This window comes from Dyella acidisoli (genome assembly GCF_030160295.1).
Lineage (GTDB): Bacteria > Pseudomonadota > Gammaproteobacteria > Xanthomonadales > Rhodanobacteraceae > Dyella_B > Dyella_B acidisoli.
This window is the reverse complement of the sequence record NZ_BSOB01000013.1, coordinates 1-15,016: the sequence shown is the minus strand read 5'-3', so window position 1 is coordinate 15,016 and position 15,016 is coordinate 1. Positions and strand designations below refer to the sequence as shown.

The following is a 15,016-nucleotide window of genomic DNA, read 5'->3' as shown; positions in this document are numbered from 1 at the left end:
GATTGATGATGCACTTCTAGATTGACTCCGCCGTTACTTTTCTTTGGGCCAGCAAAGAAAAGTGACCCGGTCGCTTCGCGACCGGAAGCGCCGCAGGCAATGCCACAACACCACGACATGGCAAGCTGAGGCGACACGCTAATCAGGCCAAAGCGAGAGGAGATTGGGGTGACGGTACGATCAGCGCGCGGTAACAACGGCTTGCTACAAGAAACCAGCATTACGCTTCGCCCGAACCCTCACCCACCTCTCGGCACCCCCGATCGAGTCGAGGGCAGGCTCCTCTCCCAAACGGAGAGGGGCTCACTCACGATAATTCACGATGAGTCTTGAACTCAAAACTGCACCGAGCCACCCGCCAGCTTGTTCACCTCCGCCATGATCGCCGCCATCTGCGGTCCGGATTTCAGCGCGTAATTCCCATTGGTATAACCCCACCAATCCCAGCAGCCGTATGGGTTGTACGGCACCGTTGCGTTGATCGTCTGCGGATACAGCACGATGATGTTGTTGCTATCGGCCCACTCATTGATGCCGGCGTACTGCACGAAGGTAGTGCCGATGGTTTCCTGGTTCTGCGAACAACCGTGCAAGGCCACTAGCAGCCGGCATGCTTGCCCTTGTGCGCAGTTCTTCGGCACAAACACCCAGCCCGTACTGTCCATCGAAATTGCGGCGCAGTTGCTGTGCGGGCAAAAGGCATTCTGATTGAACTGAATGAAGCTGCCGCCCAGCGTTCCGTTGTTGCGCGCGTTGAGCGCGCCGTAGAACAGCGCGAGGAAAGTTTGCTCCGCATCGAAGCCACAGTTGTTCATGAATGGGGCTTCGAGATACGAGCACGGTACGACAGAGTCGGGCGTGATCCACGCGTGTTCGGCAGCGGTGTAGTTGTTGTAGGTGATGTTGTCGGTCGAAGTGAAACTCCCGTAGTAGCTGTACAGGTCGTCCATCGTCGCCTGGTAGTTCACTGTGTCTAGCATGCCGCTGAACATATAGATCGGCTTGCCTGCAATATTGCTTACAGGATCGATCGCACCTGCCGCGGCTTGCTGGTTGGTGTAGTCCACCAGCGATGACACCGGCACACCATTACCCGTCGCGCAGGCCGTACCCCAATACGCTTCGTCGTCCTGCGCGCAGTAGTACGCGCCGCCAGCCATGACGGCCGTGCCGTAGATAGCGCGCGAAAACGCAACCTGTAATTGGACGGCCATGTAACCGCCGGAAGAAATGCCGGCTACGGTGACTGAATTCGGCGCAATGTTGTAGGAACCGAGCGCGGAAGTGCCCCACGCCATCGATGAAATCATCAACGCGAAACCACACAGCAAAACACGGGAAAATCTGTACAACATGACGAGGTCCTCCCTAATCAGGTACGCATGTTGAAAGCACGCGGCCGCATGCACCCAGCGCACAGGCGGCCAGATGAGGATGGGCAACGCTTACCGGTTGTTGCCTGGATAAGAGAACACCAAAGTGAGATGGGGAGAATTGGACTTAGGGGCTATGCTGAGCTTTCTTGCGGCAAGTTGATCAGGTATCTATACAGCTCTAGAAGCCTCACTTGTGTCTTACCGTCATTCCCGCGAAAGCGGGAATCCATGTTGCTTTTGGGAGCGAAAAGCGAAGATAGATTCCCGCTTTCGCGGGAATGACGGCGCGGAGAAATTGAGCATTACCGCGACAACATGCGGATTGCCAAAAATGCGAGACGCATATAAACAAAGAGGGCGCCACACGCGCCCTCTTCCAACCCTATACCTTGCAAAGTCGCACGGACTTCACTTCATCACTTTGTTGAAAAACCTGCAGCCCAGCTGCTTGTCACCGATGATGCTTGCACTCATCGTCACGCCTGGCGAACCTTCACTTCTTCGTTGGGGCGATGACTGTTGCTATTGCCCTTGTCGTTACCGCCGCCGTTAAAGCCGCGAGTGAGCACGCGATAGGTGTCCCTGCCCGCCTCCTTCGCCTGGTACAGCGCTTCATCGGCCAGTTTCATCAAACCGTCGACTGACCCCTCGTCTTTGCAGACCGCTGCGCCAACGCACATTTTCACCGCCACTTGCGCGACACCAGCATCGACCATCATATGCAGGCGTTCCCACAACGACTGAGTGAATGCGTTGGCGTGCCTGACGTTGCCGAAATCGCAACTCAACACCACGAATTCGTCGCCGCCGATGCGCGCCACCATTTCGCCTTCGCGTACCAGCTTTTGCAGGCAACGTCCTACCTCGGCCAGCACGATGTCGCCAATGGCGTGACCGTAGGTGTCGTTGATGGATTTGAAATTGTCGATGTCCACCAGCGCGAGCAACACTGGCGCGTTATGTTGCTGGGCCATATCGAGTAGTGCCGGCACCCGCTCGCTGAAGTAGCGACGGTTGGCCAGGCCCGTAAGTGCATCCTGATGCGCCAGGCGCAGCAATTCGTGCTCCACGTTCTTGATGTGGGTGATCTCGGTGGTGAGCTCGTAGACGCCGCGCACTTTGCCGTCCGCATCCAGGTCGGGCACGTAGTGGGCCTGGAAGTGCAGTCGCTTGTCGTGGTGTTTCACCTCGTATTCGAACAGCATGGATTCGCCTGCACAGGCGCGTTCCAGATAATGCTTCAGACGATCGTAGACGGCGTCGCCATGCACCTGGCGCACGGTCCTGCCGACGACCTGCGCCGGCGTCTTGCCAAAAATCTGCTCGACGAAACGATTCACGTAGGTATAACGCCAGGTCGTGTCGATGCGCGCGATGACGGCAGGCATGTTGTCGGTGATGGTGCGTAACTGCGCCTGGCTTTCCAGCAACGCCTGTTCGATGCGTACGCGCTCGGTGACGTTGCGGCCGGTGTAGATGATGTCCATCGCGCCATCGCCGTCCGGGCTTGGCACCAGGCGCGCGAAGGCTTCGATCCAAAGATAGTGACCGTCCTTGTGCTGCAAGCGGTACGTCGCGGTGGTGGTGCCGCCCTGTGCACGCAACTTGCACACTTCGGCGGCGATGCGCTCACGGTCGTCCGGATGGATCAGGTCCGGCCGTGGCTTCAGGAAATCCTCCACTTCCCAGCCAAGCAGTTCCTTGACCGACGGTGACACATACATGCGATCACCGTTGGTGCGAATGCGCATCACCAGGTCGCCGCTGTGCTCGGCCAGCATGCGATAGCGCAGCTCGCTTTCATGCATGCGATTGCGCAATCGATCCTGATCTGCCAGCGCCAGCGCGATAGGCAGTGCCACGAAGCAGGACACGCCGATGAATACCTGCGCCATCACGACATGAAAAGCCGGTGTGACGCCCGCGACGAGATTGAATGGACCGACATTCAACGTAGTGACCAGGCCGACCACCAGCGACAGGATCGTCATGCCCATCACCATGCCGACGAAACGGTGGCGGAACACCAGCAGCAACAGCGGCGGGTAGATCATGAAGACCATCGGTATGTGCGATTCCACGAATACGCCCACCGTGACCGCGGTCATCAGCAACAGATCGCGCACCAATACCCAGATTCTGCCTGGCTCGATGTGCCGCAGGCTCGGCGTAACCATCACCAGCGACGTGCTGCCGGCGATGATCATGCCTACGAAATGTGCGCGGAACAGGGTGTTCAAGCTCACCAGCACATCCGCACCCGACCACAGATGCAGAATGCTCATCATGCCCAATGCACACAGCGCGCTGCCAATCAGGGCGCTCACCACGCCGACGCGCGCCAGATCCATGAAGCGCGTGCGCGGTGAAAGATGTGGAAAACGCCGGCGAATGGCTTCGCTGACGATCACCGTTTCCAGCGCATGGCACGGGCCGATCAACAACGTAGATGCGAGCGGATCGCCAAGGCACAGCTTGGCCAGTACGAGCCCGAGGAAGGCCGACGCCAACAGCGGCCAGCTGCGGCTGAGCGGCTTCTGCACCAGCCAGCCGATCAGCGCGCCATTGGCCAGCCACAGCACGACCGGAGTGTGATTGGCCCGGGCCAGCGCAAGCGCGTAGAACGATAGCCCGCCGGACAGCACGAAGGCGGCGACGATCGGCCACAGCTCATACGGGGCGCGCCTGGCGGACATGTCTGGCTTGAGTCCTTTGCGGTTGCGGGCGAACCCACTTGCCGGAAAGGGATGCAAGAGTCCTGCCAGACGGGTGGCTGCGTGGGCGTTATTCCCGGCATGTTGGGAGCAACCCCAACATGGCCGCGTGCACACACCACGATGTTGGGGTTTGACCCCGACCTATCGCGAATTCTGACCTTCCAGATCGATGTAAATCGGGTTTCCCACCAGCAAGAGCTCCCCGGCCGTGCCGCGCACATTCGCGCGTACCCAGTGCCGCTGGCCGTCACTTGTCCAATCGAATGGCCGATCCAGGTTGCCGTGCACGCCCAGGTCGGCGCCCGGCTGCCAGGGCTTGCCGTCGACGATGATTTCCACCTTCGCACCTTCAGGAGCCATCGCTTTGACGGTGAAACGCACCTTCGCACCCGCCGGTACGGTCAGCGCATCGCCCATCTCCACCGACTGCTGACCTGCCTGCGCGGTGAGATCCAGCATGCGATCACGCGTGCCCTGCACGTCGATGAATACATGCCCCGCGCGGATGGCGACAAGGATCGCCGACATGGACAGCTCGCTGGCATGCACCACCGTGGTCGGCGTACCGACCAACCCACCGCCCAGCACGGTGAGCGATTGCTTGGCATCGTGATTGTCGCTGCCGCCAACGCCGGTGAGGCGATAGCCCTGGTCGAGCAATTTTTGCCAGAACGGAATGCCCGTATCGGGCAGCATCGCATCGATGCCGTTGACGGCCTCGATCGCCTGCACGCCATGCATATCCACCGGCTTGGCGGGCGCCCAGCCACAGCCCATGCAGGTTTCATCATCAGGACGAATCGGATGGTTGATCGACATCAGCCCGTGCAGCTTGGCCGCTTCGCGCAGCAAGGCATTCCAGTCTGGCACGGTGGCGCTGCCGACGCGAAAATCCACCGGCTCGTCCGTGCCGAACAGGTTCGCATGGCCATAGAACGTGGTGACTTCGCGTGCCGGAATCAGCAACAGTCGATCGAAATACGGCTGCAGCTCGCGCATGTCGTTCGCTTGCGATATCGAGTTGTGATCGCTCAGCGCAATGAAATCGAGCCCGCGCTGCAAGGCTGCTTCGATGGTGAGAAAGAGTGGGCACGGCACACGCTGGCTACCGCTTTGGCTAGTGCAACTGCCGTCGCTGTGCGCGCCGTGCATATGCAAATCGCCGCGATACCAGCCTGCTTGTTTACGCAACGGTGGATTCAGCACCTCGGGCAACCACGCAGGATCGCCTGGATGACCGAACCAGATCTTTGCCGTGTAGTCGGCCGTGACGTTTTGGCGGATGTTGGGAATGCCCAGCAATAAGGTCCAGCGCCCCGGACGGATGGCGCCCGGCAGAAACGACGGCGTGGCGTCCGTCGCGCTGATGGTGAAGAGCTTCTTGCTGCCGCCGCTCCAGCCACGGAAACCGTCTTGCCCGCGAAAACCATCCGGGCCGAGCAGGCCGAGGTCGATGGTGGTGTGTTGGTCACGACCGGTGTAGTCGAATTGGATGGTGATGCGGGTGACGTTCGGGGGGACAGTGAACGGAACGGGGTGATAGGTGTGGTTGTCGGCGGGGTGAATTTGGCCTTTGAGCACTAGGTCAGGAGTGTCACCGTTTGCATGAACAGTGCACGCGAGGCACATCAGCAAAACCATTAGCACCAGGACGGGAACGGAGCTGAGGTGAAATCGATCTTTCATGGCTTTGACTGGCTTTGAAGGTGGCTTGGAATCGTCACGCTGTTTTCTTGCCTCACCGTCATTCCGGCGAAGGCCGGAATCCAGTGCAAATACATCGTGCGAAGCACTCTTAACTTCCTTTGTGTTGAGTGCTACGCACAACATGTTAGTACTGGATTCCGGCCTTCGCCGGAATGACGGTGAGGTAAAGGTGCGCATGGTGGAGTGCCGTCCAGATCAGCTAATGATCAAAACCGATACATCACCGAAGCCCTGAACGACCGCCCCAACAACGGCCGCGCAATAAACACCGTCGCGCCCGCATCGCTGCTCTTCAACTCACCCGAACGCGGATTGCCTTCCGTCAAACCCAGCGAATTGTTGAGATTGTCCGCATAGAAGAAGAACGACAGCTCCGGCGTGGCCTGATAACGCGCGCTGAAGCTCAACGTGTTGTACTGCGGCAGCTCCACCGAGTTCGCGGTATCGGAGAAGCGCTTGCCTTCGTACTCGTAAGTCAGCTGCAGGCGAAGTTTATTGTCGAGCAAATTCACGCCAGGCACGATGCGGAAACTCTTGCGCGGCACGCGAATCAGCTGGTCGTCGTTGTAGTCGAGCAACACCGGGGCGCCTGCCTGGATGGTGGTGTAGCGCAAACCCTTGTAACGCGGATCCTGCAGCGTGGCGCTGTATTGCAGGTCGAACCACTTCGTCGGATAGATCGTGCCTTCCAGTTCCAAGCCGTAGGTTTCGGTATCCGCGTAGCCTTGCTGCGGCGTCGATACACCGGTGTTCGGGTTGAATACGTAGTTGCTGAAACCGACATTGTTGTAGCGGGTGTAGAAGAATGTCTCGTAGGTTTCGATGTAACGGTTCGCGAACTTGTAGCCTATTTCAGGCAGGATCATCGTCTGCGTGACCGGCGTGGCGGTCGGCGAAGTGATGTACGTGCTCAGGTTGGGCAGACGGAAGGTGGAGGTATAGCGTGCAAACACGCCCTGCTGATCGCTGAACTGATAGTTCGCACCCACCGTCCAGCCCAACTTATGGAAGCTGTGATCGTAGCTGGCATATTGTCCGTTGCCGGTGATGATCGACGAGCTCCACGGTGTACCCAGGTTTGCATTGGTCGACAGTTCGGTCCAGCCGCGGGTGTCCACGCGTTCCCAGCGCACGCCGGCGTCAATGCGTAGTTTGTCGGTCACCTGCCATTCGTCCGATGCGTAGAACGCATCGGTATCGGACGTACCATGGGCATGCGCCCATTCGTAACCGTTGCTGTAGATGCCACCGTCGGTGAGCATGCCGATCGGCGTACCCGCCGCGTTCACCGCGACAAGGTTCAGCAGCTTGGCGTTGTTCTCGGTATCCAGCAGCACGGTGGACGAGAAGCGATCGAAGCTCTGGTTGAAATGCGCGTGGTAGTAACCCAGCGTCACATCGTGCGTCTGATCGCCGAACTCGAATTTGCGCATCAGGCGCGTGTTGCTGGTCAACTCGTCCATCGGCATGGTGATGCCGCGCAGGCCACCGAGTATCACCAAGCCGTTGCCGTTCTGGTTGGGGCCGAACACGACGCCCGAATCCGCGTATTGCAGCTGCATGCCTGCGGCACCAGGGTAGTACTGCTTCAAACGCGCCGCCGCTGAAGCGTACAGTGCCGCAGGCGTTTCGATCGCGTTCGGGTACACGCCGTTGCGCTGCGTGCTGGTGTCGCTGTAGCGCAGATCCTCCGCCACCTTCCAGTTGTCCCACAGGTTGTAGTCGAACTTCACTGTGAGCTGCGTGCGCTGCACGTCGGTGCCCAGCGAATTGTCGAAGTTGTAATAGCTGCCGTTGCCCTGCTGCAGCTGCACGTGTTCGGTATCGGGACCAGCCACCGTGCCGTAATTGCCGTTGATGCCAGGTACGGCCACCAGGTCGCCGCTCGGATTGCGATACATCGGCAGACCGAGATCGAAATAGACCCTGTCATCCAGGCGCTTCACGTCGAAGCTGAAGTTGCCGTTCTCGAACTGCTTGGACAGGGTGGCGCGCAACTGCCCACCGTTGTCACCGTTGAATCCCGGATTGCGAATGTTGTGGTCGATGCGAAAGAAACCGCCGGTGCTGAGCTTCCAACCGTCGCCGATCGGCGTGCCATACCAGAAGTCCAGCCGACCCAGGCCATAGTTGCCGGCGGTGTACTTGACCAGGCCTTCGGCCATGTCATCGACCTGACGGGGAATGAAGTTGATCGCACCGGCCGGCGCGTTCGAATAGAAAATCGAGGACGGACCGCCGCGCACGACTTCGACACGATCGATCGTTTCGTCCAGGCGAAACGCCTGGTCCGCATTGAGGTAGCCCAACGCCGGATCGTGCTGCACGGGAATGCCGTCTTCCAGCAAATTCACTGAGCCGAAACCATCGACCGGAATGCCGCGCGCGCGGATATTGCCGCTCGCTTCACCGCCTGAGGCTTCCACCCAGAAGCCCGGCACGGATTTCACCGCTTCCGTCACGCTGGTCGGCGCCTGCATGCGTAGACGGTCTTCATCGATCGTGGTGATCGAATAACTGGTTTGTGCACGCGTGCGCAGATCGACGCCGGAACGCGCCGTAACCACTACCCGCGCAAGATCCTTGGCGGTCTTGTCGCCATTCATTTGTACCGCGCCGCTGTTAACCGCTTGAGGATCTGCACTACCGGCCGTCGCTACCGCAGCGGAGGCCGGATTGCCCGCATTGGTTGCCACGTTTCCCGGGACGATCGTCACCGTGTTCGGCGTTACGAAGCGATAGCTAAGGCCCGTGCCTGCGAGCAACTGGCGCAGTTGCTGTTCCGGCGGTAGCCCTGCATCGGCACCCGGGCTGCGGATGCTGTCTGCGATCTCCGAACCGTAGACGATCTGCAGTCCGGCCTCGTGCGAAAAATTCTCCAATGCCTTAGCCAGTGGCATGGGTGCGATGGCAGTGGTGTGCAGTGTGGTGGTGGTGGTTTGTGCGAACGCCGCGAAGGGAACGCTCGTGCCCAATATCAGGGCGATATGAAGTGCCAAACGATTACGCATGTGGGGAGCAGCCTTGGGTAGGTAACGGTGGCAGGTCGTTGCCGCATCCTGCGTTATTCGCCGGCCCTTACCATTCAAGAGTCTCCCGACAGGAAACCGGGTACCTCCGATCCGATGAATTTTTTCTTACAGCTGGCCGGATTTCGTTTCAGTTTCTGATTTGCGACATACAGTTCCCTTCCCTGCTTGCAGGGGAGGGTTAGGGTGGGGTGACGCGAGCGAAGCTCGCGTCCGGCTACGCCGGGACAATAGTGAGGCTTCGATTCAACATCATCGCAAGACTGCTTCACCCCACCCCGACCCTCCCCTACTGCACGTAGGGGAGGGAGAAAAAAACCGGCACTACTCGGCACGCGCGTGACGCGCCGCAACCACACGAATGTGATCCGCACCATCGATGATCCGCACATTCGGCAAAGTCGACAGATAAGCCACAAACGCCTGCGGATTGTTCGCATGAAAAATGCCGCTGATGCGTTTGCCCGCGATGCCTTCATCCTCGATGACCAGCGGCTTGCTGGTGTAAGCATTGAAGCGACGCGCTACGTCAGCAACGGTTTCGCGCTGAAAACGAATCTCTTCCGGCAGCCAAGCGGTGGCCTGGGGAATCTGTACCGGATGCACCGGGCCAATGATTGCCGAACCCAATTCGATCTGCTGCCCAGCGGTAAGGTCCGCCAGCGCGTCGCTGCCCAGCGGCGATGCATTCGAGCCATTCAACACACGCACCCGGCCGCTGATCACGGTCAAGGTATCGCCGCTTGCGTCGCGCTTCACGTCGAAAACCGTGCCAATGTCTTGCAAAACGTGGCCACCTACGTTTACCAGCATCGGTCGCGCAGCATCCTTGCCGACGTCGAACAAAGCGTGACCACGGACGACATCAATGCGGCGATAGTGACTGTCGAAATGCACGTCGATCGCGCTGTTTCTATCTAGCTGCACCAGGGTGCCATCGGCAAGTTTCAACGAACGCACTGCGTCGTTATTGCCCGCGTAGTTCTGCACGTCTTGTTGCTGGGAAACGGCATCGGGTGTACGCCAATGCGCTAGGCCTAGCCAGGCCACAGCAATCGTGGCGGCCACTCCCGCCAATCCGGCGAGCAGGCGTTTCCCACGACCGCTGCGTACTGCATGTGTATCACGCTCACGCGGTATGGTGCGTCCCACTTTCGGAAACATCACCACCTGATTTTCGTGCCGCGCCTGCTCCACCAGCTCTTCCGCGGAGAGCTTTTCGAGTGCCGTTGCGGCTGTGAGGTCGCCATGCATGCGCGCCACCGCGAAATATTCGGCCACGTGCTGCGGCGATGTGCGTAGCCAAGCCAGGAACGCCACACGTTGCCGTTCGCTGAGCGGCTCCTGCTGCTCGATGTACCAGGCAACCGCCTGCTCGGTGATGCGCCGTGCCTGACGTGCAGCGTCGAAATAGGTCGATTCACTCATAGTCGGCCATCCTCTGCCGGCAAGCAGCCAGTCCTTTCACGATGTACTTTTTCACCATGTGGGTCGATATCGACATGCGTTCGGCGATCTCGCGATACGACATCTCATCGCGGTAATGCATGATCAGCACGGCTTTGCACTTGGGCGAGAGCCGGTCGATCAGCGCACCTAGCCGCTTCTGCCGCGATTCGCTGTCCATGTCCGCTTCCACATTGGCTGGTGCCACGAGATGCTCCACCACCTGCTCCAGCTCATCGCTGCCCAGCGGCTGCTGCTGGCGGAGCACGGCGTGCTCCTTGACCAGGTTGGCGGCCACGGTGAACAGATAAGCTTCCGGGCTGCGAATATTCGCCGCGTCCGCCGGCTCGATGCGCAGCAGGCGCAGATAGACCTCCTGCACCAGATCCTGCGCATCCCAGCGGTGCGCAACACGACGAAGAAAATAGTTACTGAGCGTCGCGCGCTTTTCCGCGAACAACGTCGACCATGTCGCATGCTTTTCGCGCACCGAGCCTCCCCGAGCGTATTCGCCGAAACAGGCTGTAGCGCCCACGCCGCTAGAGAGCGTATGGGTCGCTTGTGACGGTTTTGTGAAGAGATGCCCTGGCTGCATGATGGCACATGCTCCCTCACGGCCGTCATTCCCGCGAAAGCGGGAATCCATTTTGCTCTGATTCGGAAAGCGAAGATGGATTCCCGCTTTCGCGGGAATGACGGCAAGGAAGCACGAGGCTCAGCGTCGCAAACTCAACTCCTCAGCGCATTGAACGGAATACAAACCCGCGGCACTTCGTTTTCATGCGGCTCCACGAAATGCTCCAACCAATGCGGAAACAACACCAGCAATCCCTCAAACGGACGCAGCTGGATGTCCTTGTACGCATTCGCTCCATTGCCCTTGGCATAAGCGTTCAGCACTCCGGGCCGCGGATCCTTGAACACCAACGCCCCCGATCCTTCCGGCACCTGCAGATAGAACGTGCCGCTCAACAGCGCGCCCTCATGCATGTGCTGGAAATTGAAACCGCCGCGATCATGGATATTCACCCACGATTGCAGGGCAATTGCCGGCGTACCCAAGTCCATCTCCCTGAACGCCTGCGAGCAGTAATGCCGTGCCGCCTGATTCAGCTCGGCAAAGATCGGCTGATCCAGCACCGCATTGTCTACGCTGTTCCATCCACCGCGATTGGTGCGCCCTGCCGGAACCGGCGCCGCAGCTCGCATGGCAAGAATTGCCTCCACCCATCCTGCGAAGTGGGGTGCAAGCTGCTTGAGCGGTACCTGCCAGATACGCGTGGGAAACAGATCGAATGCCTGTGCAGGTGGCAATGTCGTCGGCGAAGACGTTACGCGCTCACCCAGCGTTACCGTGTATGACCCGTTCATTCGCAGCACCTGCTGAAAAAATATCGACACGCACCATAGTGGCTAACTGTGACGGTTCACAGACGTGATGCGTTTTCGAGCGACACCCTCGAACCGCCCCTCTCCGGCGGTGCTACATTACGTCGCTTTACAGCGACACCCTAATCACACCTTGGAGCCAGCCATACCATGACGACCCTCGCCCCCTACCCGATTGGCACACCTGGTGTTCCCTGGGGTTCAGCCGAGGTCGCAACGTGGTTGGCGAAGCAGACGCGCCATCGTAGCTACGAGAAAGACGTATTGAGCGTGGTTGATTCGCTGCGCTCGCGTTACGACGTGGTGGAATATGGACGTCTGGATTATTCGCCGGAAACTTATCCGCTGATGGCCATCAAAAGCCGCCAGTGGCGGGACGAATTGCCTTATGTGCTGGTGACAGGCGGCGTACATGGCTACGAGACCAGCGGCGTGCATGGGGCGCTACGATTTGCGGAGCAACATGCATCGACCTACGAAGGCCGAATCAATCTCATCGTCGCGCCCTGCGTCAGCCCCTGGGCCTATGAGCGGATTCACCGCTGGAATCCGCACGCTTTGGATCCGAATCGTTCGTTCCGCAAGGACAGCCCGGCGCGGGAGTCGGCGGCTTTGATGCGTTTAGTGGAAGATTTCCGCGAAAGCGTAATGATGCACATCGACCTGCACGAAACCACCGACAGCGACGAATCCGAATTTCGTCCGGCGCTAGCTGCTCGCGACGGCGTCGCGTTTGAACCGGATGAAGTTCCAGACGGTTTCTATTTGGTCGACGACAGCGAGAATCCGCAACCAGCGTTTCAACAGGCCGTGATCGCGGCGGTAGCGAAAGTCACGCATATCGCGCCTGCCGACTGCAACGGCCAGATCATCGGTTCAACGGTGGTTGCGCCGGGCGTCATCGAATATTCGATGCGCAAGCTCGGTCTTTGCGCGGGAATTACTGAGGCGCGCTACACGACAACCACAGAGGTCTATCCAGATAGCCCTCGGACAAGCCCCGAGCAGTGCATTGCTGCGCAGGTGGCAGCGGTTTGCGCGGCCATCGATTTCGTATTGGCAGAAACGGCGAATTCCTGAGATTTGACACCCTCTACGCCATTTGGATTAGTCTTTAATGGCGTAGGTATCGAGCGGTACTTGGTGGACTCTCCCAGGGGGTGCTGCATGAGTACGGATGCGCCGGATATTCTGCTGATTGACGACAGTCCCACAACAGCTGACTTGTTCAAGTACGCCCTGAAGGTCAACGACTCCCAGGTCACCATCCAGGCCGTGTACGACGGCCAGTCTGCTCTAGATATGTTGCTCGGCAACGGGCAACCTGCTTCTGCTCAGCTGCCGCAACTCATCCTGCTCGATATGCATCTGCCCCGGCTGGATGGGCTGGAAGTATTGGCGCGATTGCGTGCCGCTGAGCGGACCAGAGAGGTGCCGGTGCTTATCTACAGTGGATCCGCTGCGGAAGAGGTCGAAGCCGAAGCCCTCCGCTACGGCGCAAATGGCTACGTTTGCAAACCCGCCGGATTCAAGGACACCTGCGCCATGATCAAGGAGATTGAACGGCAGTGGCTGAAGCGTGCGGATTGATCGCAATACTCGCTGGAAAAGAGCTCAACAAGCAGCCAGTCCCATCCATAACGGCGAAGTCGACTCTCTACGTGCGCGACGATGGCTTAGCCTCGAGTCTCCACGACACGATGTACAGTCCCCTCCCCTGCTTGCAGGGGAGGGTTAGGGTGGAGTGACGCGAGCAATGCTCGCGTCCAGCCATGCCGGGATGGTAGTGAGGCACGCCAATCGCACCGGCATCCAACAGAATCATCCAGGCACCGGCAAGCACGGCATGATTTCAATCGAATCACCCGGAAACAGCGTGAAGTGAGGGTGGCCTTCAAACAGCTTCGCCGCATCCTCGTGCGACTCAGCCTGTACGACCGTAAAGCCCGCCAATTCATTCTTGGTTTTTTCGATGCCGCGCTTGGACGTGCGCAAGGTCTTGCCTACCGGCGCGCCGATTTCAACGATCGAATCCTGATTGGCTTCGACCCACTTTTTCCAGGCCGCTAGGCCCGCTTTTTCACGTTTTTGACGCGCACTCTCGCTCAATGCGTTCCATCCGGACTCGTTCATTGAAGCCTCGGTACCGATGTAAACCGCCAGAAATCGTTGCATGACTCGCTCCAGGTTCGTACAGGGAAAAGGGGTTGCCTGGACCAACTCCAGCTTTTGCGTGGAGTGTCCTGATATCCCGACGAACCATCGAGCGCAAAATCGACAGACGCCAGGAGTCAGGTTTTACGGACTGGCCGAGCAGATGGGGCTTAGCGATTTAAGTACTTAAGGCCCCTGAGTTTTTTCAGCCGTCATTGCCTGCACGAACGGAGCGCTCTATTTCACCTTGCCTTATCCGAGCCAGCATCACCTATCGATGGATATGGTCACGGCAACCTTCCGCTTTTACGAGGAGTTGAACGACTTTCTTGCGCCTGCCCTCCGTCGGCGCGAATTCGAGCGACGCTGCGCGCGTGCCGCAACCACCAAACACATGATCGAAGCGCTCGGCGTGCCACACACCGAAGTTGAACTGGTGCTCGTCAACGGCGAATCCACCGGCTTCAACTACCTTCTGTGCGACGGCGATCGCGTGGCGGTGTACCCCAAATTCGAAGCGCTAGACATCACGCCTCTGTTGCACGTCCGCGCACAACCCTTGCGCGTAACGCGCTTCGTAGCCGATGCCCACATGGGTGGCCTTGCGCACCTGCTTCGAATGTGCGGCTTCGACACCCTGTACGACAACCATTTCGAGGACGACCGCATCCTAGAACTATCGCTGCAGGAAGAGCGCATCATCCTTACTCGAGACAGAGAACTGCTCAAGCGACGCGAAGTCACGCATGGATGCTATGTGCATGCATTGAAGTCGCCGCAGCAATTACGCGAAGTCATTGCGCGGCTGGACTTGAGTGCCAGCGCACGGCCGTTCACGCTATGCCTGGACTGCAACGCCCCGCTGCATGATATCGACAAGGCTTTTCTGCATCAGCGCGTGCCTGCGAGCGTATTGGAACGTCAGAATCACTTCGTCACGTGTAACCAATGCCATCGCGTGTATTGGGAAGGCTCGCATTGGCAACATATGCGGGAATATCTGCGAGCGATTGCAGGCGTTGAGGAGCCCTGTAGGTTGGGGTGATAACCCCAACATTGCCATGTATGCGTATGGCGATGTTGGGGTTTTCATTCCAGCCTATGTATGGACTCGCCCCCTTCGTCAACCGCTTTTTTCATCCCCGAATGCCGGCTGCATCTATGTATGAGGCCTCACCAAGGTGGCAAGGTGTGCCAC

Annotated in this window: 11 protein-coding genes; 3 read left to right on the top strand and 8 right to left on the bottom strand. The window is 58.9% G+C overall.

Translation table 11 applies throughout. The features are described from left to right. Nucleotides 1–335 precede the first annotated feature (335 nt). The 7 genes from QQJ86_RS08810 to QQJ86_RS08780 form a co-directional block, all read right to left on the bottom strand. Complete coding sequence (locus tag QQJ86_RS08810; protein ID WP_284320561.1) at nt 336–1,355, bottom strand: extracellular catalytic domain type 2 short-chain-length polyhydroxyalkanoate depolymerase; 1,020 nt, start codon at nt 1,353–1,355, stop codon at nt 336–338. A gap of 497 nt (nt 1,356–1,852) precedes the next feature. After that, nucleotides 1,853–4,072: a sensor domain-containing diguanylate cyclase gene (locus QQJ86_RS08805; protein WP_284320560.1), complete on the bottom strand. Its 2,220-nt coding sequence runs from the start codon at nt 4,070–4,072 to the stop codon at nt 1,853–1,855. Nucleotides 4,073–4,234: 162 nt separating this feature from the next. Beyond that, complete coding sequence (locus tag QQJ86_RS08800) at nt 4,235–5,674, bottom strand: CehA/McbA family metallohydrolase (RefSeq protein ID WP_284320559.1); 1,440 nt, start codon at nt 5,672–5,674, stop codon at nt 4,235–4,237. A gap of 332 nt (nt 5,675–6,006) precedes the next feature. Beyond that, nucleotides 6,007–8,811 carry a TonB-dependent receptor gene (locus QQJ86_RS08795; RefSeq protein ID WP_284320558.1) on the bottom strand — a complete coding sequence of 935 codons (2,805 nt, stop codon included), beginning with the start codon at nt 8,809–8,811 and terminating at the stop codon, nt 6,007–6,009. A gap of 342 nt (nt 8,812–9,153) precedes the next feature. Then, nucleotides 9,154–10,257, bottom strand: a complete 1,104-nt coding sequence (locus QQJ86_RS08790; protein WP_284320557.1) for a FecR family protein — start codon at nt 10,255–10,257, stop codon at nt 9,154–9,156. Further along, complete coding sequence (locus QQJ86_RS08785) at nt 10,250–10,765, bottom strand: RNA polymerase sigma factor (RefSeq protein WP_284320556.1); 516 nt, start codon at nt 10,763–10,765, stop codon at nt 10,250–10,252. The genes QQJ86_RS08790 and QQJ86_RS08785 overlap by 8 nt, the downstream gene beginning before the upstream one ends. A 239-nt stretch (nt 10,766–11,004) precedes the next feature. Continuing rightward, nucleotides 11,005–11,646 carry a TIGR02466 family protein gene (locus QQJ86_RS08780; RefSeq protein ID WP_284320555.1) on the bottom strand — a complete coding sequence of 214 codons (642 nt, stop codon included), beginning with the start codon at nt 11,644–11,646 and terminating at the stop codon, nt 11,005–11,007. Nucleotides 11,647–11,814: 168 nt separating this feature from the next. On the opposite strand from QQJ86_RS08780, the gene QQJ86_RS08775 reads away from it, so the two are divergent. Together QQJ86_RS08775 and QQJ86_RS08770 are read left to right on the top strand one after the other, a co-directional pair. Next, the gene (locus QQJ86_RS08775; RefSeq protein WP_284320554.1) at nt 11,815–12,744 is read left to right on the top strand and encodes a M14 family metallopeptidase; all 930 of its coding nucleotides are present in this window, start codon (nt 11,815–11,817) and stop codon (nt 12,742–12,744) included. An 87-nt stretch (nt 12,745–12,831) separates the two neighbouring features. Further along, complete coding sequence (locus tag QQJ86_RS08770) at nt 12,832–13,254, top strand: response regulator (RefSeq protein ID WP_284320553.1); 423 nt, start codon at nt 12,832–12,834, stop codon at nt 13,252–13,254. A gap of 231 nt (nt 13,255–13,485) precedes the next feature. On the opposite strand, the gene QQJ86_RS08765 is transcribed toward QQJ86_RS08770, so the two are convergent. Then, the gene (locus QQJ86_RS08765) at nt 13,486–13,839 is read right to left on the bottom strand and encodes a hypothetical protein (protein ID WP_284320552.1); all 354 of its coding nucleotides are present in this window, start codon (nt 13,837–13,839) and stop codon (nt 13,486–13,488) included. Between the two features lie 256 nt (nt 13,840–14,095). On the opposite strand from QQJ86_RS08765, the gene QQJ86_RS08760 reads away from it, so the two are divergent. Further along, a complete protein-coding gene (locus QQJ86_RS08760) occupies nt 14,096–14,863 on the top strand; it encodes a Mut7-C RNAse domain-containing protein (protein ID WP_284320551.1) in 768 nt (255 codons plus the stop codon). Nucleotides 14,864–15,016 lie beyond the last annotated feature (153 nt).